Origin of the sequence: Bacillus sp. AFS002410 (assembly GCF_002556365.1) — a bacterium.
GTDB lineage: Bacteria > Bacillota > Bacilli > Bacillales > Bacillaceae_G > Gottfriedia.
The window spans coordinates 24,605-47,136 of sequence record NZ_NUEU01000005.1 but is presented as its reverse complement, the minus strand read 5'-3'; the positions used below and the strand labels follow the sequence as shown (position 1 = coordinate 47,136).

Annotated in this window: 13 protein-coding genes and 1 pseudogene; 13 read left to right on the top strand and 1 reads right to left on the bottom strand. The window is 30.8% G+C overall.

Annotation, left to right across the window (positions count from 1 at the left end):
• Positions 1 to 100: 100 nt before the first annotated feature.
• From galE (CN692_RS04550) to CN692_RS04535, 4 genes are all read left to right on the top strand, one after another.
• Complete coding sequence (gene galE, locus CN692_RS04550; protein ID WP_098117960.1) at positions 101 to 1,087, top strand: UDP-glucose 4-epimerase GalE; 987 nt, start codon at positions 101 to 103, stop codon at positions 1,085 to 1,087.
• A gap of 39 nt (positions 1,088 to 1,126) precedes the next feature.
• On the top strand, positions 1,127 to 2,113 hold the full coding sequence (galE, locus tag CN692_RS04545) for a UDP-glucose 4-epimerase GalE (RefSeq protein ID WP_098117959.1): 987 nt from the start codon (positions 1,127 to 1,129) through the stop codon (positions 2,111 to 2,113).
• 319 nt (positions 2,114 to 2,432) lie between these two features.
• Positions 2,433 to 5,087: a CDP-glycerol glycerophosphotransferase family protein gene (locus CN692_RS04540; protein ID WP_098117958.1), complete on the top strand. Its 2,655-nt coding sequence runs from the start codon at positions 2,433 to 2,435 to the stop codon at positions 5,085 to 5,087.
• Between the two features lie 55 nt (positions 5,088 to 5,142).
• Complete coding sequence (locus CN692_RS04535) at positions 5,143 to 7,167, top strand: DUF6270 domain-containing protein (protein WP_098117957.1); 2,025 nt, start codon at positions 5,143 to 5,145, stop codon at positions 7,165 to 7,167.
• A gap of 47 nt (positions 7,168 to 7,214) precedes the next feature.
• On the opposite strand, the gene CN692_RS04530 is transcribed toward CN692_RS04535, so the two are convergent.
• On the bottom strand, positions 7,215 to 9,845 hold the full coding sequence (locus CN692_RS04530; RefSeq protein WP_098117956.1) for a CDP-glycerol glycerophosphotransferase family protein: 2,631 nt from the start codon (positions 9,843 to 9,845) through the stop codon (positions 7,215 to 7,217).
• Between the two features lie 268 nt (positions 9,846 to 10,113).
• On the opposite strand from CN692_RS04530, the gene CN692_RS04525 reads away from it, so the two are divergent.
• From CN692_RS04525 to CN692_RS04485, 9 genes and pseudogenes are all read left to right on the top strand, one after another.
• Positions 10,114 to 11,328, top strand: coding sequence for a glycosyltransferase family 4 protein (locus CN692_RS04525; protein WP_098117955.1), 1,215 nt, complete (start codon positions 10,114 to 10,116; stop codon positions 11,326 to 11,328).
• Positions 11,321 to 12,646 (top strand): glycosyltransferase, encoded by a 1,326-nt coding sequence (locus tag CN692_RS04520; protein ID WP_098117954.1) that lies wholly within the window; start codon positions 11,321 to 11,323, stop codon positions 12,644 to 12,646. Before CN692_RS04525 ends, CN692_RS04520 begins: the two co-directional genes overlap by 8 nt.
• Positions 12,647 to 12,693: 47 nt before the next feature.
• Positions 12,694 to 15,432 (top strand): bifunctional glycosyltransferase/CDP-glycerol:glycerophosphate glycerophosphotransferase, encoded by a 2,739-nt coding sequence (locus CN692_RS04515; RefSeq protein WP_098117953.1) that lies wholly within the window; start codon positions 12,694 to 12,696, stop codon positions 15,430 to 15,432.
• A gap of 33 nt (positions 15,433 to 15,465) precedes the next feature.
• Positions 15,466 to 17,514, top strand: a complete 2,049-nt coding sequence (locus CN692_RS04510) for a CDP-glycerol glycerophosphotransferase family protein (protein WP_098117952.1) — start codon at positions 15,466 to 15,468, stop codon at positions 17,512 to 17,514.
• 85 nt (positions 17,515 to 17,599) lie between these two features.
• The gene (locus CN692_RS04505; RefSeq protein ID WP_098117951.1) at positions 17,600 to 18,883 is read left to right on the top strand and encodes a nucleotide sugar dehydrogenase; all 1,284 of its coding nucleotides are present in this window, start codon (positions 17,600 to 17,602) and stop codon (positions 18,881 to 18,883) included.
• Positions 18,880 to 19,680: an ABC transporter permease gene (locus CN692_RS04500; RefSeq protein WP_098117950.1), complete on the top strand. Its 801-nt coding sequence runs from the start codon at positions 18,880 to 18,882 to the stop codon at positions 19,678 to 19,680. Before CN692_RS04505 ends, CN692_RS04500 begins: the two co-directional genes overlap by 4 nt.
• Positions 19,681 to 19,808: 128 nt before the next feature.
• Positions 19,809 to 20,513, top strand: a pseudogene (locus CN692_RS04495) (ATP-binding cassette domain-containing protein); the annotation flags it as partial.
• Between the two features lie 135 nt (positions 20,514 to 20,648).
• Positions 20,649 to 21,524, top strand: a complete 876-nt coding sequence (galU, locus tag CN692_RS04490; RefSeq protein WP_142317494.1) for a UTP--glucose-1-phosphate uridylyltransferase GalU — start codon at positions 20,649 to 20,651, stop codon at positions 21,522 to 21,524.
• Between the two features lie 22 nt (positions 21,525 to 21,546).
• Entirely contained in the window at positions 21,547 to 22,074 is a 528-nt protein-coding gene (locus tag CN692_RS04485) for a VanZ family protein (RefSeq protein WP_098117947.1), read from the top strand.
• The last annotated feature ends 458 nt before the right edge of the window (positions 22,075 to 22,532 follow it).

The window sequence follows — 22,532 nt, the reverse complement described above, 5'->3', positions numbered from 1 at the left end:
CAAGACAGGTTTCTAAAAACAGTCTTCTTTTAGAATGTATGATATAATTAGATTTTTAAACAATATTTAATTTTCTATTCTACACAATAGGAGGGTTCATGTGAAAGTTTTAGTCATAGGTGGGGCAGGATATATTGGATCTCATACAGTATATGAATTAATTCGTGAAAATCATGAAGTAGTAGTAATAGACAATTTATCAACAGGTAGAAAAGAAGACATTCATGAACTTGCTACATTTTATCAAGCTGATATTAGGGATTTAAATTCTTTAAATGAAGTATTTAAAAAAGAGAATAATATTGATGTAGTCATGCATTTTGCAGCAAAGCTCATTGTCCCAGAAAGTGTAGAAAAACCATTTGAGTATTATGATAATAATGTTTTCGGGCTTAAAGTTCTATTAGAGGCAATGGTTGCAAATAAAGTAAATAATATTGTATTTTCTTCTACGGCAGCCGTTTACGGAGAGCCAGAAAACTCGATATGTACTGAAGAAGATTTCTGTTTACCAATTAATCCATATGGTGAAACAAAATTAGCAGCTGAAAAATTAATTCAATGGTCTGCTAAGGCATATGGATTGAATTATTGTATCTTGAGATATTTTAATGTTGCCGGAGCAGATGTTTCAGGAGAAATTGGTTTATATAAAGATAATCTCACACATTTGATACCAGTAACAATCCAAGCTGCATTAGGATTGAGAGATAAATTAGTTGTATTTGGAACAGACTATGAAACAAAAGATGGTACATGCATACGTGATTATATCCACGTCACTGATGTAGCAAAAGCTCATATATTAGGAGCAGAATTTACAACGAAACAACAGAGTGGTATTTTTAATCTTGGTTCTAATTCTGGCTACACTGTACAAGAAATAATAGATATGGTGGAAAAAGTTAGCGGCATTGAAGTTCCAGTTGAGTATAGTGGCAGACGCCCGGGCGATCCGGCTGCAATCGTTGCATCTAACAATAAAGTTATTGAGCAATTAGGCTGGAATGTGAAAAATACTCTCGAAGATATCATCAAATCTGATTGGAATTTTCGATTAAGTAAAATTGAAGTAAGTCGTAAATAAAATTGTAAACGTATTTTTTATATAGGAGAGAACAACTTTATGATATTAGTAGTTGGTGGAGCAGGTTATATTGGTAGTCATACTGTAAAAGAGTTATTAGATCAAAATTTCGAAGTAGTTGTTTTAGATAATTTAACAACAGGGCACCGTAATGCGGTTGATCCTCGTGCAGAATTTATTGAAGGAAATCTTGGTGACGCTACTTTATTATCAGAGATCTTCACAGAAAAATCGATTGATGCAGTTATGCACTTTGCTGCAAATAGTTTAGTCGGAGAATCTGTTGTAAACCCGCTTAAATATTATCAAAACAATGTTTCTGCAACGATTACATTACTAGGAAGTATGTTAGAGTATGGAGTGAAGAAATTCATTTTCTCATCTACAGCTGCAACATACGGAATTCCAGATGTAGACTTAATTACAGAAGAAACAAAAACGAATCCAATCAATCCTTACGGTCAATCAAAATTAATGATTGAAAAAGTATTAAGTGATTTCCATACTGCTTATGGTATGGACTATGTTGTATTACGCTACTTTAATGCAGCGGGTGCACATATAACTGGTGAAATTGGTGAAGACCACACACCTGAGAGTCATTTAATCCCACTAATCCTTCAGCACCTTTTAGGTCAAAGAGAAAGCATCACTGTGTTTGGTGATGATTATCCAACTGCTGATGGAACATGTATAAGAGATTATATACATATTACTGACTTAGCTGGTGCTCATATTGCATCATTAAAGAAAATGCTTGAAGAAGACAAATTCACACGTACTTACAACTTAGGTAATGGATTAGGTTACTCTGTAAAAGAAGTAATTGAAACATGTGAAAAAGTAACTGGCCGAAAAGCGAACATCATCATGGGAGAGCGTCGCGCTGGAGACCCAGCAAATCTAGTTGCGTCATCACAAAAAATCTATGATGAACTAGGTTGGAAAACTAAGTATAAATTAGAAGAAATTATTCAAACGGCTTGGAATTGGCATCAATCTCATCCTGAAGGATTCACAAAATAAATAGATGATTTAAACGTATAAAAAAGAACTGCGCCTAATGGTTGGAAACAACGGTGCAGTTCTTTTTTTTACTATTTATTAGACCTTTTGCAATTGTATAGTTTGGTCGCCAATTTAAAAGTTTCGTTTAGTTTTCGATCATTTATTAACTATTTTTAAAGCCTCCTGATTTTTCATCAGTAAATTGCTTTTTTGTCCCTAAATTGCAATGTGTTTGTCATTAACACTTTTCGTAAAAAGTGGTATAATTTATTGCAAAATATGTAGAAATATAACCTTTAATTTTATTTGATAATTGCTACACACAAGGGAGACGTATATGAATAACATTGTAATACAAGGACTTAGACTAAAAGATAGTTTACTAGAAGTAATCACTAAACAAGAAATAGTGCATGAGAACGATCTATCTTTTTACTTAGAGAATAAGTCTAGTGGAATAATGAAGAGACTCGAATCAACATTTACATTAAATAAAGACGAAATCGTTTTCAAAATAAAGATTGAAGAGTTTCAACTAGAGAATGAAATTAGTCAATTTCTAGTCGTTGCGAAGGATTCGAATAATGAATCATATTATATGATGGGATCGCCATTAACAGTTGAGCCTAATAAATATACTAATTGTCATGAGTTAAGTGAAGAGTTTGTTGTAATCAGTCACTTAGAAAATCGATTAGTAGCCCTAACTTTAGGTAAAAAACAACATGTAACAAAGATGTTTAGTGAGATCAATCATTATAAATTTTCTTCAATTATTGAAATTGAAAATTTAAGAATTGAAGGACCGAAAGTTAGTTTTAATATATCAAAGGCTCTGATTCTTAATAAACCAGATTTAGAATTTTTTCTAAGAGAAAGAACGACAAAGGAAGTATTCATACTTAACTTTAAAATTAATCAAGAAAATGAAGTCGAAATTGATTTAAATGAATTTGCTTCACACCATATTGAGAAAATCTCGAGATGGGATGCAGTTGCTACATTTAAAAATGAAAATGTTTTGGTTGAAGGGAAAATCAGTGAATTTAATCAAAAAGTCCCTAAAGTTTATGATCGATTCTTTAAATCGTTTGATGTAAAGCTTTCTAAAAATGAATTAACTGAATCTGATCTGGACGATACAGGTTTATCGAATGTAGTAACACCGTATACTACGTCAAAAAATGAATTATCAATAGTGATTCGTCCTGAGCTGTTTTTATTTAATGAAAAGTTTAAAACGAAAATATCTGTAACCAAATTTAAAATGAAGAAATCCATCGTTTCAATTAAGGCAAACTTATCAGTAATTGAATTAAGTGACTTTAAAGTTAGCGAAGTATATCTTCGTTTCCGTAATAAAGCGACAATTCTTGAGCACAGCATTCCTGCAACTGAACGAAAGATTTCGGAGAATAATTCAGAAATTGAGTTTTCTTTTGATCTAGAAGATTTTAAATTTATGCCATTCTATTGGGATTTATATGTAATTGTAAATGTGAACGGTGAAAAAAATTATGTAAAAGTAAAAAATCCATTTTGGTCAGTTCGCAAAAAACTAGATACAAAAATATTAAAATATGAGTATATGATTAATGATCAATATATGATTTATCCATATGTGGCAGGGGATAACTCAATTGCGTTTTGCTATCGAGAAAGAGCTGACTATGAAACGGCACCTTTTAAACTAAAAGAAGAACTAGCTTATTTTACGTATAAGCTATTTAAGCCTTACTTTGATAAAAAGGATATATGGCTTGGATATGAGAAGTTTTCTAGTACTGCCCAAGACAATGGATATTATTTCTTTGACTATTGTTATAAACACAATAAGCATAAGGATTTTTACTATATTATTAAAGAAAACTCAGCTGACCGCGTCAATTTAGAAGATAAAAAAGATAAAGTCTTAACGTTCATGAGCTTTAAATATATGCTATATATGTATGCCTCTAAGCTATTAGTATCTTCAGAATCGAAGGGGCATAGTTATGATATTCGTATTCAAAAAGGGCAGTTAAAGAAAGCACTAGATCAAAAACGATTTGTCTTCCTACAACATGGTGTTACGGCTCTAAAACGAGTTGATTATGTATTTAAAAAGACAAAAACGAATGCTGTAGATTTATTCGTTGCGACATCAGATTATGAAAAGAATATCATAAAGCAATATTTTGGGTATGACGATGACGAAATTATTGTTTCAGGATTTTGTCGATGGGACGTTTTAGAGGATAAGTCACTGCCAGAAGAAAAAGAAATTTTCTTAATGCCGACGTGGCGTTCATGGATGGATGGAATTCCAGAAGAGGAGTTTATTCAAAGTGATTATTTCAAAAATTATGTTGAGCTATTAACATCATCTAAATTGAAGCAATTACTAGTAGAAAGAAATATTACATTAAACTTCTTCTTACATCCAAAGTTCATGGAGCATTTACATCATTTTAAAGCAACAAACGATAAAATTAATATTTACCAATTTGGTGAAATTAAAGTAAATGAGTTTTTAATGAAATCATCTATGTTAATTACAGATTATTCAAGTGTAGCATGGGAAATGTATTATCAAAAGAAACCAACTTTATTTTTCCAATTCGATATTGATAAATATACAAAATTCCAAGGTAGTTATTTAGATATGGAGAATGAGTTATTTGGAGAACGTTCTTTAACTGTTCAAGATCTTATTCAACAAATCGAGAAGTATGTAAATCGTGATTTTAAAGAAGAAGAAGAATATGCAGAAATGCGTAAGAAATACTTTAAATATATAGATCAAAATAATTCTTTAAGAACATTTGATTATATATTAGAAAACAAAGACAAATTATATATAAAAAATACCTATGTAGGTACAAAGGTTTCTTTCTATCAAAAAATTAGCCAAAATGAACTTGTACGAGCAATATGGAATGTTGGTAAAAAGAATAAATTAATCAGTAAATTTTCATTAAAAACTAAAAATCTTTTAAAAGGAATTTCTTAAAAAAATAATAATTCGTGTAGAAAAATCTTTTACGATTAGTGATGGAGGAATTAATTTGTTTGAAGTAACAAGTTTCAAAATTAACAATGGACAACTCGATCTGGAATTAATTAGTCAAACAAAAGTAAAATCAAAAAATGTAAACTTCGAAGTACGTTTTAAAGATATGGAACGATTTGTTGTTGGGGCTTTTAATGAGTATTTTTCTGTACCAATGAAGAAAAAATCAGATCGATTTATATTGTCACTACCATTAGAAAGCATCACTTCTCACTTACCGGCACCGAATATGGAGAAACAAATCGTTTGGTTCTTTATTGAAAGTGACGGACAGTATTTTGAATGTAAGATTAATGAAAAATTTAAAAAAGATGTTCAAGAAACAAAAGAGATTCCTGTTAATGCATATTTTGAGATGCGACTTCTATATAGAGGAAATAAAACACTTGGACTTGAATTAGCTGCAAATCCGATTAAGTCTAACATTACCTTTAAAGAACAAGTACAAAATTCATTATTATTTGAAGTAAACGGATTTATTAAGAATGTAGAAATTTCTGTAAAGAATTTTGAAGTTTACCTTAGAAAAAGAACGCATAAAAGTATTCTTCTTTATAATGATGAAGTTCGTTTATTACACAAAAAAGATAATTTGTTTGAATTACCATTAGGCCAATTTGCAGATTTTGCATTGGATGAACGTACTATTTTTGATTTTAAATTGAGAGTAAAAGAAAAAAATACTCGAATTGAGACATTATGTAAAACGGACTCGATCATAAAAAAATTAAATTTAGATTCTGTTTTAGATTTATCATCATCTGAATTATATACTACAGCTTCTAATACATTAGCATTAAAAATCGATAGATTGCATCCATCAATCGTTGTAGAACAGTGTATATTGGACAATCAAAGACTAATCATCCAAATAAATGAGAAGTCTTTAAGTGGTATACAAAATAGCGATATAGAAGCAGCTTGGTATAGAGTAAATGAACTACCAAACAAATTAGAAGATCTTGTAGAATTTAAAAAGATCGAAATGGCCCGTCAAAATGGTTTGCTTAGTTTAAATAGTGACTTAAGCTTATTGTTCGAAGGAATAAAAACGAACTATGAGCAAAAGTATCAATTGTTTTTACAAGTAAACAAAGGAAATGAAAAATTATTATATAATCTATCAGCAAATGAGAAATTTATGGATTCATATACAGGAGACCTTACAACTTCTGCAATAAAATGTGAGAAAAATGTATCACTTTCATTAAAACCGACGACAAGTAAAGCGATTAACCTAGGGATTTTAGGTACTTGTTTTACAAGGTCCGCTTTTAATAGTGTAGATCCATATTTTAATAAAGATTATAAAAATTACTTTAATATTGGCTACAGTTATTTCTGGGTTTCTTTATTAAGCTCAGTAAGTGAACCAATCCAATATAATAGAAGTAATTTTTCAGATATACCGGACAAAGTAGTTCGAAATATTGAAAGAGAATATTCGAAAACATTATTTACAGAATTAAAAAATGCGAAAGTGGACTACCTATTAATCGATTTCTTTGTCGATGCGCTTCATGGTGCTAGAAAGTTAAAAGATGGAAGATATCTTGGACAAAATGGTGATATGCATAAATCAGCCTACTACAAAAATCATATTCTGAAGGACACGGAGCAATTTGATTATCGTAATCCAGCGTTTATGAGTGAATGGAGAAAGGCATGTGACCAATTTATCGATCGATTACAAGAAATAATCCCTTTAGATAAGGTTATTTTAAATATTGGTGGATTAACGGAAGAATATTTTGATGCAAAAGGATTACCTCATACTTTTTATGAGAAAAATCAATTTGTGAAGAAAGAAATCACAAACTTTAATACGTCATGGAATCGAATGAATAATTATTTCTTATCGAAAGTACCAAATGCAAAAGTGATTGATATGAATGCTTATAATTATAAATCAAGTCATCATCACCCGATCAGCATGGGGCCACATCACTTTGAACATTCTTACTATAAGAGCTTAGTAGCTGAAATAGGAAAGGTTATTACATTTACCGAACAAAAATAATAAAAAAGAGGAATTATTAATTGATTAATAATTCCTCTTTTTATTGATTAATCTTTTTGTAAGGCATTTTTCGTTTTTATAAATACTTTGCTTGTAAGACGATTGCTTTTACCTTTACGATAAATTTCTTTTAGAATGACGTTTTCTCTTAAGCGTATATACAATGTTTTATTTTTGTTCTTACTGTATAAATACTCTTTTTTATCATTTATTTCATTAAATGTGCGTTCACAATTGTTTTGGTCAATATATTTAAAGTATTTCTTACGCATTTCCGCATACTTTTCTTCTTCCTTAAAATCACGTTTTATATACTTTTCAATCTGTACAATTAGATCTTGAACAGTTAAAGAACGTTCTCCAAATAATTCTTTCTCCATATCTAAATAACTACCTTGGAATTTTGTATATTTATCAATATCGAATTGGAAAAATAATGTTGGTTTCTTTTGGTAGTACATCTCCCATGCTACACTCGAATAATCTGTAATTAGCATGGATGATTTCATTAAGAATTCATTTACTTTAATTTCGCCGAATTGGTAAATATTAATTTTATCGTTTGTTGCTTTAAAATGATGTAAATGCTCCATGAACTTCGGATGTAAGAAGAAGTTTAATGTTACGTTGTATTCTTCTAGCAATTGCTTCAATTTAGATGATGTTAGTAGGTCAACATAATTCTTGAAATAATCACTTTGAACAAACTCCTCTTCTGGAATCCCATCCATCCAAGAACGCCACGTTGGCATTAAGAAAATTTCTTTTTCCTCAGGCACTGATTTATCCTGAAGTACATCCCAACGACAAAATCCTGTCACAATGATTTCGTCCTCGTCATATCCAAAATAGTCCTTGATTATATTCTTTTCATAATCAGATGTCGCAACGAATAAATCTACGGCATTTTGCTTTGTCTTCTTAAATACATAATCAACTCGTTTTAATGCTGTAACACCATGTTGTAAAAAGACAAAACGTTTTTGATCTAATGCTATCTTCAAATGTCCTTTTTGAATACGAATATCATAACTATGTCCTTTTGATTCAGAAGAAACCAATAACTTGGCAGCGTACATATATAGCATGTATTTGAAACTCATAAATTTTAAAACTTTATCTTTTTTGTCCTCTAAATTTACAATGTCAGCTGCATCTTCTTTAATAATATAATAAAAATTTTTATGCTTATTCTGTTTGTAACAATAATCAAAGAAATAATATCCATTGTCCTGGGCAGTACTTGAAAACTTCTCATATCCAAGCCATATATCCTTTTTATCAAAGAATGGCTTAAAAAGCTTATACGTAAAGTAAGCTAGCTTTTCTTTTCGTTTATATGGTGCTGTTTCATAGTCTGCTCTTTCTCGATAGCAAAACGCAACTGCGTTATCCCCAGCCACATATGGATAAATCATATATTGATCTTGTAGTACAGTTTCATATCGAAGAATGTTTTTATTGATTGCATATTTTAGCTCAGGAACTGGATTTTTTAGTTTGATATAAACATCTTCATTATTGATTGTCACGATTACAAATAAGTCCCAATAAAATGGGATAAAATCAAAGTTCGTAAAGTCGAAACTAAACATAATTTCATTTATATTATTAATTTCTTTCTTTGAACTGATTGGAATGCTATATTCGGATTCAATTGCTTTATTTCGAAGTTTTAACCTTATTTCTTTAATAGTGTAGTCTACTGGTTCTAATATTTCTAAATTCATCCGAATATTAATATTGCTATTATTTAGCTTCAAGTCTAAAACTGAAATTCTACTTTTATATTTTTCGTTAAAAAGAAATTGTAATGGTCGAATAACGATTGCTATTTCTTGTTTTAACGTTAAATAAGGAGTGATAATATTCGAATTAACTAGCCCGCCTTCATTTTGAGACACTTCTGAGATTCCTTCAAAATTTAGATATGGTAAATATCTTTCTGAATTTGATTCCACCATTTTATCAAGCCAGACAAGCTTACCTTCGATGATCAAATTGTCAGTTTGAAATTCAATATATAAATCCCATCTTGAAATGACATTTATGAAATCCATTCCAAACGGTATGAGATTCATTTGAATTTCATTATTTTCTAGTAATTGATAGGGTAAATCATAATAAATCGATGAATTTCTTTCACGCAAGAAGAATGTAACATGCTCTCTTTTTAACAGGTGGTTTTCTAATAATTTCAAATGGAAACTGTCTTTTTTAATCGAAAATGAACTAATTTCAAACTGAGTATTAAATTTAAAATTATGAATTTCGTTAAATTGTCTTGTGAGATCATATGTTGGACCATGTAATAGTGAAAGTTGGTTATCTTCATTTAGATAGAGGATTGACCTAGATTCATCAGACGAGCTATAAGTGAATCGATCGTTCCTAGATTTTTGATTAAAAAGTAATTGATAAAAAATTGAATTTGAGTCAGTTAAATATAATTTACACTGATATTTAAAATCTTTAGAGAAATTTAGTTCATTTAAATTTATCGTTAATTCGTATATGAAATCAATTTGCTTGATACCTATAGGCAATGACTGCTGAAATTTTTGTTCACTATCCACCAAAATTAATTTCATTTCATTTAATGATTGAATAGGATTCATTATTCTCAAAATGATTGTATTATCTATAAATGTGTACTTTTCCACATAAATACTTTCCATAAAAAAGAGACCTCCAAAAAGATTTCATATCTAATTTTAATACTATTTTGTCTTAGTAATTGTGATTTCATTACAGAGTGTTTAAACTTTCTTTACATTAAAGTGTTCTAATTATTAATTTTAGTAAATGATATAAAGTAATTTAGCTTTTCAACTATGACATTTCTTTCAGGAAAAACAAGTTTGTGATAAAATAGTTAAAGCAATTTACATGTAGAATTATGTCTAAATTAGGATTGTTTATGACCTTGGAGGTGTACGAAATAAATTGTATAGAAAGAAGATTCTGTTGATTTCCCAGCATTTTTATCCAGAAATAGGGAGTGCGGCAAATCGATTAAAAAACATTTATTTAGAATTAAAAGAAAAAAATTATGAAGTAAAGGTGTTAACGTTACAACCTAGATATCCTAGTCGTGAGCTTTACGAGGACAAGAGCTTTTGGAATGAACCGTTAATGGATGAATCTGATTTTATTCGAATTGATCCTTCAATAAAAACACATTCAGGTAACATAGTAAAAAGACTATATCTTTACATAGAAGTAATGATTCGATTTATTTTTTCAATCTTGTTATTACGCAAGGAGTATGACGCGGTTTTTGTAACATCACCGCCTATTTTTGTTGGGGTAGCAGGGTTAATTGCAAAATGGAAATTAAAAGCGCCTTTAATAGTAGACATTAGAGACTTATGGCCAGAGTCTTTAACAGGTGTAAAATTATTTACAAATCGTTTTATATTAAATACAGCTTATAAAGTAGAAGAAATTCTTTATAAAAAAGCAGATCGTATTATCGTTAATAGTCTAAGTTTTGTTAATTATATGACTGGAAAAGGTGTGCCGAAAGAGAAAATCTCATTTATGCCTAATTCATTAACAGAAGAAGAGTTAAATGGCAATGAGCCAGTAGTAAAGTCAGAAGGCGATCATGTAAATGTCATTTATACTGGGAATCTTGGTATGGCACAAGATATTCAAAAGTTAATCAAAGTCATTGAAAAAATGAAAGATGAATCGAAAGTTCGATTTATTATATTAGGTTACGGCTATCATTCGAATGACTTGCAAAGAATAATTAATGAAAAGAATTTAACGAATGTTACGATTCATTCTGCGAAATCGCGTAAAGAAACATTAGATTTAGTATCAAATTCTGATATTGCTTATGTAAGCTTAGTTGATCAAGATGTTTTTAAAACAGTACTACCTGGTAAAATCATTGATTATATGTGTGTGAAAAAGCCGATTATTGGTGATGTTTCAGGCTATGCGAGTGATATTATTCGTTCTGCTGATTGTGGGATTGTTTCAGATGTAAACACTGTAGAAGAATTAGTAAAAAATATAACAATTCTAGCAAACGATCGAGCGCTTAGAAAGCAATACGGTGAAAACGGATATAACTACGCATTTGAAAACTTACGTTGGAAAACAAATATTTCTGTATTAACTAGATTATTGGAGGAAATCCATGAATAAAAAGGTGTGTGCTTTTGTATTTAATCACTTTACGAATGATGCAAGGGTGCTTAGAGAATGTTCTGCTTTAGCAGAAGTAGGATATGAAGTTGATTTAATCGCGTTGCATGATGATTCGCCAACCTTACCAAAAAAAGAGCGACGTGAAGAAGGTTTTAATGTTATTCGCGTGAATAATCGTTTACCTTTTGGAATTTACCATCTAGTCTATTTTACCGGTAAAATTATGAACGCAATAAAGAAAAGTTCAGCAATGAAAATTTTAGCTGTACTTCTTGTATTAGCCGGTTTGTTTTTTGCGACGATCCCTACAATTATTATTGCGATTATAATTGGTTTATTTGGAAATCGTTATATGAAAGTGCTTTTAACAAGAGGATATAATATTCTTCAAATGATTGGATATGGCTTAAAGAAAGATTATGATGTATATCATGCGAACGATTTAAACACTTTACCACAAGGAATTATTTGTGCAAAGTTATTTAAAAAAAGTAAATTAATTTACGATTCTCATGAAGTGCAATCAAGTCGATCAGGCTATGAAAATCCGATATTTGGTAAAATTGAAAAGTTCTGCATTCGATATATTGATATTATGATTCATGAAAATAATACGAGAGCGAAATATACTCAAGATCTTTATGATATTGAATACCCAGAAGTAATTCACAACTATCCTTTCGTTTCAAAACCAGAGGAAAATCTTTCAGTTAATTTAAATGAACGACTTGGTTTACCGAAAGATGAACCAATCTTGTTGTATCAAGGTGGTATTCAAAAAGGTAGAGGTTTAGAGCTGATTGTAAAGGCAACACCGTTATTTAAAAAAGGGACAGTTGTTTTTATTGGTGACGGCAAAATTAAACCAACACTATTACAAATGGTTGATGAGCAAAAACTGCATGATCGTATTAAATTTATCGATAAAGTTCCAGTAGATGAATTGTTAAGCTACACAAGAAATGCTTATTTAGGTTTCCAAATCTTAAATAATATTAACTTTAACCATTACTCTGCATCTTCAAATAAATTATTTGAATATCTGATGAGTGGTGTTCCGGTAGTAGCTTGTAGTTTTCCTGAAATTCAAAAAGTTGCAGAAGGAGAACATACTGGTGTGTGTGTAGATTCACATGATATTAATTCAATTGCTGAAGGTGTAAATTATTTATTAGATCATCCTGAAGAAAGAAATGAAATGAGCCAAAATTGTTTAGTAGCTCGACACAAATATAATTGGGATGAAGAGAAGAAAGTATTTATTGGAATATACGATAAAGTATTAAATAACAAGCAAAAACAGTTAGCTAGTTAATTGATTAGACTAGTGATGAAATATTCCTCCTAAGGAGTGCAATTTGAATGACTGCTTATAAGGTTAGTGTCATTGTAATTAACTATAATAAAGAAAACTATATCGAAGAATGCCTACGATCCGTTGCTAAGCAGTCACTCAATCAGATTGAATGTGTTATTGTAGATGATGGTTCAACTGATGGAAGCTTAGATATAATAGAAAAATTTGTTGAAAAACATAAGAATTTTAAACTAGTGAAACAAGCAAATAGTGGACCAAGTGCGGCTAGAAACAATGGAATTAAAAATGCTACAGGTGAATACTTAGCGTTTTTAGATGGAGATGATTGGGCATTTCCAAATGCTTATGAGCAGTTATATAAACTCGCTAAAAAGCATCAAGCGGATAGTGCTGTAGGTAATATACTTTGTTTTAATGAAATGAAGTCCTATCGATTAAACTATATGAATGAATTGTTTTTAAGAAAGCTTCCTGTAGTCCGACAGATTCTAAAAAATTCTGAGTTAGTTAAAACTCCTTCTGCAAGTAATAAGTTATTTAAAAGAGACATGATTGTTTCAAATCAAATTTTATTTGATACCGATTTACGAGTTGGTGAAGATTTATTATTTACGCAAAAAGGACTAATTCAATCGAATAAAACAGTTGTAAAAGATATTGATGTGATTGGTTATCGTGTAAATGATTCAAGTTCAAGCCTGATTAAGGCCGGTAGCATCAATTTCTTTATCCAACTTGTTGACTTACAACAAAAATTATCTGAGTATTTTAAGTCACATAAAATACAAGATCAATTAATTCATATTGAACGTCGACAGTTACAGTTCTTCATAGATTCTATTTTTCTAAAAGGGAATCGCTTACCTGATGATGAAAAAATAGCGTTAGCTCAAGCTGGACAACAGTATTTAGCAGCTCTTACGAATCAGGAATTACTAGTAAATGAATTAAATGAGACGAAAGCATTTTTATGTCACTTAATGAATCAAAACGATGGTATTAGTTTACAAAAGTGGATTGAGATCATAAATGATCTATCGATTCAAAAAGAAAATGTGATTGCTGGAGATAAAATTTACTCTTATTTGATAAACTATTTTCCACAATATAAAGATCAGTTAATCATCAATGATCTTGTTATTAATCATGTATTAGAAGATATCAGTTTACATGGTGATCGTTTAACGATTAGAGGATATGCGTTTATTAAGAATCTATCAACAGAGGATGTTAAGAAGGAATTTGTTTTTCGAAATCAAAAGGGTAATGAAAAAATAATTGAGCTTCGACCAATGTTAAGAACAGACGTTACCTTTATGGAAAGTAAAAATACAAGCAATTATAACTGGGCAGGTTATGAGACAGTTGACGTTTCTTTACTAGAAGTTTTAGGGAACGGAAAATGGGATTTATTTATCCGATTAAAAAAAGACCGACTAGTAGTTGAACAGCCTGTCATTGTTTTTTTAACGCAACATCGAAACAAAATGAAGCCAACAACAGTTTCAGGAAAACAGCTGATTGCACAATTCCGTAACCTAAAATTATCCATATTAATAAGAAATAAAACAGCGAAGAACGGGCTAAATCTTTGGATTTCTAATATGAAGCGCACAGTAAGAAGTGATGCAGCTTTCCTATTAAAAAAAGATTTTCATAGTCTATTTGCTGTCATTCTTTATAAATTATTTGGTTGGTATTTTAGAAGTAAAAAAATATGGTTGGTCGGGGAAAGACGTGACACTGCTCAGGATAACTCATATCATCTATATAAATATATTCGAACAAATCATCCAGAAATAAATTGTTATTACATTATTGATAAAAATTCTCCTGATTATCGGCATGTTCAGGATTTAGGAAATATTATACAATTTGGTAGTTTCCTTCATAGTTTTTATATGTTGGTTTGTATCAAAACGATTAATAGTTACGCTGAGCATGCAAATATGTACACTCAAACTTATAAAAATGTGAATAGGCAATATCCTGAATGGCAGCAGAATAAAAAGATTTTTATTCAACATGGTGTCATAGGGGTGAGTCGAGTAAATCAAGCACTTAATAAAAATGAGTATGGCTATTCATTGTTTGTTACATCATCTGAATTTGAAAGAAACCATATTATTGAAGAATTTGGCTATAAAGAAGATGAAGTAGTGGTTACAGGATTGGCAAGATGGGATGCGTTAAAGGACACTAGTACCGGAAACGAAATTTTGTTCATGCCAACTTGGCGCAATTGGATTAAATCTAGAGATGCACTTGAAGATTCAAGATATATGAAGTCATTAATATTATTTTTAAGTAATAAAAAACTTCATCATCTATTAGAAAAATACAATAAGACAATTACGTTTTACCCACATTATCAAACACAGCTTCTTTGGGGAGAATTACCGTTTTTCCATGAACGTATTCATATTGTCAAACAAGGTGAAGAAACAGTTCAAAATTTATTAAAGCGTCATAGCTTGCTAATTACAGATTATTCAACTGTCTCATTTGACTTTGTTTATATGGAAAAGCCAGTCATATTTTATCAATTTGATTATGATGAATTTTACTCAAGACATTATAATGAAGGTCCGATCAATCATAAAACGGATCTATTTGGAAAAGCGTGCGATACAGAAGACGAAGTGCTATCTGAGTTAGAACGTATCATTAATCACAACATGAAAATTGATGAGGATTATCTGATCAAGAGTAATAAATTTATGAATCGAAATAACTCATTACATACTGAAGCAATCTTTCATGAAATTTTGAAAAGAACATGATTCTATGTACAAGGAGGGATATTCTTATTTTATATGCAAAAGGCTATTAGAGCACTAAACGAAGATCCAAAGTTAGCGTTTGAAGAGTTTAAAAAGTTCATAATGAATGAAGAGCAAGTAGAGTTTGATATCTTTCATTTAATTAATATAAAGAAAAAAAATATATATATTGAAGATTTATATTTCATATTAAAAGACACATTTAGTCAGTATGATTTAAGTCAAATCTTTGTCTACGATTATGTTTTTGCAAAATTAATTTTACAAAAAGAGTTTAAAGAAGCAGTTACATTTTCTGAGTTAATAAATAGTTTAGACCAATATACTACTGATCTAGATTATTCTATTTTTAAGATTAAGAAAATAAATACAACAGTATTGTTTACTTTTTCTTATGGTAATGAACTAGTAGAAGTTGATATATCAGACTGGTTGGAAAAAGCCCATTTTGAAAATCAGATTATCGATATTGAAAAATTGGAGAATAAACTAGTAATTAGAGGAAATGCTTTTTTTCAAGGTATTAATTTAATAAATGATGAAGATATTGAGCATCAATTAATCATTAAGGATTCAAATAATAAGTCAAAAACTATTCAGATAAAAAGGGCACGCACAAACTATTTCAATAGTTCTAGATATAATTATTGCGCAGGTGGTTATGAATTCCATATTAATTTGGATGATTTTTCTAATGTAGGCAATTACGATGTGACACTTGAAACGGTTTGCTATGGACGAGTTATTAAAAGTAAGTTAAAATATGCAATCAATGTGAGAAAAAATTATCAATTTAACAATAATTTAACGATTGTTAATAAAAAATTAAAACTTAATCTATTACATAAATCACATTTTTCTTTTAAAATAGAACCTGTGTCTTTTGTTAATAGCGTTATAAAAAATGTAATTACACGTAGTAAAGAAAAAAAGATATTGATTTCAAGATTTTTTCATAATCCTAACAACTCCACAAGGGAAAAGATAAATTTTGCTATCATTATCATATTTATTGAGTTATTTGGTTATACAATAGGTAACCGAAAGTTTACAATTATCAGTGAAAAATTAGCTGATAGTACAAATGATAACGGCTTTGCATTTTTTCAATATTGTCGTGAAAGTTCTGATGCTAGTAATATTTATTATCTACTAAGAAAAGATGCAAAAAATTATAATGAGATAAAGAAATTAGGTAATGTAATTCCATATAATGGCTTTAAACATTTTCTCTTTTCTATTTTCGCTAAGACAATTATTAGCACAGATAATGTAAAAATATTAATTCCAAAAGAACTTAGGGACATTAGTCATGCTAATCTTGTATTTATTGGTCATGGTGTAACCTTATTTAAAAAGGTTGACCATGTTTATCATGCAAGTAGGGGAGTAGCTAATCAAATAATTGTTTCTACGGATCAAGAGAAGGAAATCTTTATTAGACACTTTGGATATGAACCGAATAATGTTTTTGTTACAGGTTTGCCACGTACATCATATTTAATGAATCATTTGACTGAAAAAGTTATACTAGTTATGTTTACTTGGCGAACAGAAATAAAAAGTAAAGAAGATTTTTTACAAAGTGAATTCTTCTATAGATTAAAAGGTTTGTTACTTAACAAAGAGTTATTAAAAAAGTTAGAATCCAACAATGTCTCATTAAAAGTCTTAGTTCATCCAAGAATGATCGAATATGTTGATTTAATGCCTAAACTACATAACCGAATCATATTGGAAAAGCTGACAGAAACAGATGTGAAACAAGCTATTGAGAATAGTAGTATGTTGATAACAGATTATTCGAGTATTTTATTTGATTTTATTTATTTAAAAAAACCGATTATAATGTATGGTTTTGATTATTTTAATGCTAATTATTCAGTTAGTAGAGATTATATGAATAGTACATTAGCTGATGTTTTCTTTGAAACTGAAAAAGAAGTTCTCCAAAGGATGAACAAATATATAGAAGAAGATTTTATACTTGATCAACGTACTTACAGTCGCTATTTACATTTAGTGAATAGTCATCAAAATAGTGTTAATCTATTATACGATGTACTAGAAAATAAGATGTGAAATAGATCAAAGTCGATTCAGTGTTCAAACTGATTACAACGACTTTGTTTTGATTGAGTGATTTCAATTGAAAGAGGTAGAATTTATGAAAATATGTACAATTGGATTAGGATATATAGGATTACCAACTTCTGCCATGTTCGCTAAATATGGTAATGAAGTAGTAGGTGTGGATATTAATAAAAGTGTTATTGATAAATTAAATGCAGGGGAAATTCATATAGAAGAGCCTGGATTAGGTGAAGTTGTAAAAGATGTTGTTAATAAGGGGAACTTTAGAGCTTCTTTACAACCTGAACACGCTGATGCATTCATTATTGCAGTACCGACTCCAAACATTGAAGATGAACATAAATCTTGTGATTTAGGCTTTGTATTATCAGCGGTTAAATCGACAATACCATTTTTACAAAAAGGTAATGTCTTAATTGTTGAATCAACAATTGCACCAAGAAGTATGGATGATTTCGTTAAGCCACTTGTAGAGGAAGCTGGCTTTAAAGTGGGCGAAGATATTTTCCTAGTACATTGCCCAGAACGAGTTTTACCTGGACAGATTATGGATGAATTAATCAATAATAATCGAATTGTCGGTGGAATTACACCAGCTTGTTCAGAAGCTGGGGCGAATGTATATCGCACTTTCGTAAAAGGCGAAATTATTAAAACAGATGCAAAAACAGCAGAAATGTCCAAATTAATGGAGAATACATTTAGAGATGTAAATATTGCCCTTGCTAACGAATTAACAAAGGTTTGTAATTCATTAGACATTAACGTATTAGACGTGATTCAAATGGCTAATAAGCATCCTCGAGTAAATATTCATTCACCAGGTCCTGGTGTTGGTGGACATTGCTTAGCTGTTGACCCATATTTTATCGTTGCAAAATCACCAGATTTAGCAAATATTATCAAACTATCTCGTGACACAAATGTATCTATGCCACAATATGTAGTAGACAGTGTTAAAAAACTATTAGTAGGCATAGAAAATCCAAAAGTTGCAGTATTTGGAATTACTTATAAAGGTAATGTAGATGATATTCGTGAAAGTCCGGCAATGGATATCATTGATTTATTAAATAATGAAGAGATGAACATTTCAATTCATGATCCACATGTACACTCAAACAAGATTCAATTAAGTTCGATGGAGGAAGCAGTAGAAGGTGCTCACTTAATCTTAGTCTTAACGGATCATAATGAATTTAAGAATATGGACTTTGAATCAATCTCGAAACAGATGGAAAATAGAATGTTGTTTGATACTAAAAACTGTGTTCCGCCAGTTAACGGTGGGGAGTTAGCGTATGTAAATTTTGGGAATTTATATAAGTATACAAATGAGAACGTGGTTGAGGTATGAAGAATTTAACTACAATCTTTAAAGAGCATTTTAGCAATTTCTATATGATTGGACGTTTATCCAATTATGAGATGAAAAAGGAATTCGCTGATAGCCAATTAGGTACGGTCTGGGCTTTTATTAATCCTCTTCTACAAATTGGTGTATACTGGTTAATATTCGGTACTGGTATTAGAAAGGGACTACCTGTTGACGGGATTCCATTCATCTTTTGGATGCTATGTGGATTAATTCCTTGGTTCTTCATTAGTTCGTCAATTTTACAAGGCTCTAGTGCCATCTTTAATCGACTTAATACAGTGTCAAAAATGAATTTCCCATTAAGTATTATCCCGACATATGTTATACTTTCGAGATTTTATACACATTTGTTTATGCTTGCGTTATTATTAATTAGCGTAGTTTTTAGTCAAGGTTTTGGACATATCAATGTACTTTCTTTACTGTACTTTATGTTCGTAAACTTACTATTTGCGACATGTTTAGCTTTAGTTTCATCAACGCTTTCAACATTAATACGTGATATTCACTTATTAATCCAGTCTACAACTAGAATGTTGTTATACTTAACGCCAATCTTATGGGTACCTCGTTCTGGAGGAACCCTTCAAAAAATTATGATGTTAAATCCGTACTACTATATTGTAACTGGCTATCGTAGATCGATACTATATAATGACTATCATATGATTTTTTCATTGTATTCAGTTTACTTTTGGTGTTTTATGTTAGCTTTATTAATTTTTGGAGCTGTAATTCATATTAAATTTAGAAAATCATTTGTTGATATTTTATAAAAACTTTTCTATGTTTAATGAATAAGTAGAGAGTTAGTCGAGCGTAGTTTTAAATTAAATAGCTCGGATCGTAGGTGAGAAAATTGGTCAAAAAAGTAATTTTTCGTAATGTGTCGAAGAAATTTAAAATGTATAGTAAGCCAACTGATAAATTAAAAGATTTATTCTTTGGTGGTAAAAGTGGAGAATATTTTCATGCACTTCAAGATGTTTCTTTTGAAGTAAATCAAGGCGAAATCGTCGGGATCATTGGATTGAATGGTTCAGGTAAGAGTACAATGTCAAATTTAATTGCAGGTGTTACAATTCCGAACGAAGGTGAAGTTGAAGTAAACGGGATGGCAACATTGATTGCTATTCAGGCTGGATTAGATAACCGACTAACTGGACTTGAGAATATTCGCTTAAAAGGATTAATGATGGGATTAAGCAAAAGTCAAATCGATGAAATTATTCCTAAAGTAATTAAATTTGCAGAAATCGGTAAATTTATTAATCAACCTGTAAAAACATATTCAAGTGGAATGCGTTCTCGTCTAGGATTTGCCATATCAGTAAATATTGACCCAGATATTATGGTTGTCGATGAAGCATTATCTGTTGGTGACCCTACATTTACAAAACGATGCTTAGATAAAATGAATGAATTCAAAGAGCAAGGAAAGACAATATTCTTTATCAGTCATTCTCTAAGCCAAGTGAAAAGTTTTTGTACAAAAGCACTGTGGATGCACTATGGTACAGTTCGTGAATATGGTGAATGTGCAGAAACATGTGAAAATTATCAAAGTTTTCTAACTGAATACAATAAACTTTCAGCTGAAGAAAGAGAATTAGATCGAGAAAAGCATATGAAATTAACTGTTAGTTAATTAATAAAAATTAGGAGACCAATATAATTGGTTTCCTAATTATATTTATAAAAATAAACAAAAAGTTTCGAATGGAACATAGGAGGAAGTATACTCTTGAATAAAGTAAGAAAAGCAATTATACCAGCAGCAGGACTAGGAACACGTTTCTTACCTGCAACAAAAGCAATGCCGAAAGAAATGTTACCAATCGTAGATAAACCTACTATTCAATATATCGTTGAAGAAGCTATTGCAGCTGGAATTGAAGATATCATTATTGTAACAGGAAAAGGAAAGCGCTCTATTGAAGATCATTTTGATATTTCAATCGAATTAGAACAAAACTTATTAGAGAAAAAGAAATTCGAAATACTTGAAAGAGTACAAGCACCATCTAAAGTTGAAATTCACTATATTAGACAAAAAGAGCCAAGAGGTTTAGGTCACGCAGTTTGGTGTGCTCGTAAATTTATTGGTGACGAGCCATTCGCAGTACTACTTGGCGATGACATCATTCAATCAGATGTTCCTTGTGTTGAACAATTAATTAATCAATACGAGTTAACACACTCTTCAGTGATCGGTGTACAAGAAGTACCTGAAGACGAAGCTTACCGTTATGGAGTAATTGACCCAGTTGAACAAGATGGCCGCCGCTATCAAGTACGTAACTTCGTTGAAAAACCAGCTAAAGGTACACAACCATCAAACTTAGCAATCATGGGACGTTACTTATTAACACCTGAAATCTTTGAATTCCTAGAAGAACAAGAAGTAGGAGCAGGTGGAGAAATCCAATTAACTGACGCAATTCAAAAGCTGAATAAAATCCAAAGAGTATTTGCATACGACTTCGAAGGCAAACGCTACGACGTTGGTGAAAAACTAGGATTCATCACAACTTCAATCGATTTCGCACTACAACGCGATGACTTAAAACACGATTTAATGGCATATATAAAACAAAAAATCGATGAAATCGAAAACTAAACAAAATTAAAAACTAATTCGTATGGAGTTTCATATGCAGAAAAATAGTTCTATTAACACTGTAATCAAATATTGGTTACCAGTTATTCTAATAGCCGGTATTATATTCTATTCTTCGGCTACACCGTACGAAAAGCAAGACATAAGACCAGAAATCAGTCATATGAAATTTCTATATGACATGATGGAGCATTTCGACTTTGTTCACTTTAATTATGCTGGAGAAGAGGTAAGTATCAAAAGCTTGGGAGTCCCAGGATTTACAGAATTCTTTATCCGAAAACTCTCCCACTTCACCATCTACCTACTACTAGCATTTTTTTCAATAAGACTATCAAGACTTTATTTCAAAAGATATTACCTAGTAGGAATTCTTATCGCAGCCATCTACTCAATGGGCGACGAATTCCACCAATCTTTTACAGCGGGTCGTACGCCGCTAGTTCAAGATGTCGTAATTGATTGCATCGGCGCAATGGTTGGGGCTTGTTTGTATTATCTTATTAATAAAAGGCATAATGCTAGAGTACAGAAAACTATTAGAGTTTAATCTAATGGTTTTTTTGTTGTTTGATTTGGGTTTTACTAGACGGAGGAGGTTGTGGGGGGATTCAGTGATTTATGTAGACGTTGGGGGAATGTGGAGGGGATTTAGTGAATTACGTGGAAGCAGTGGGATTGAGGGGGAAATCTAGTGATTAACGCAGAAGCAACTTGTGGCATTATGGAGGAGATCTAGTGAAATGGGCAGAAAGCTGTGGCATTGAGGGGGAAATCTAATGAAAAAGGCAGAAAGCTGTGGCGTTGAGGTGGAAATCTAATGAAATAGGTAGAGAGCTGTGACATTGAGGGCGAAATCTAATGAAAAAGGCAGAAAGCCGTGATTTTATGGGCGAAATCTGATGAAATAGGCGAGAGCCTGTGGCTTTATGCACGAAATCGATTCATTTACGCACAAACCCCAATGATTTATGCACAAAATCCATTCATTTACGCACAAAACCCATT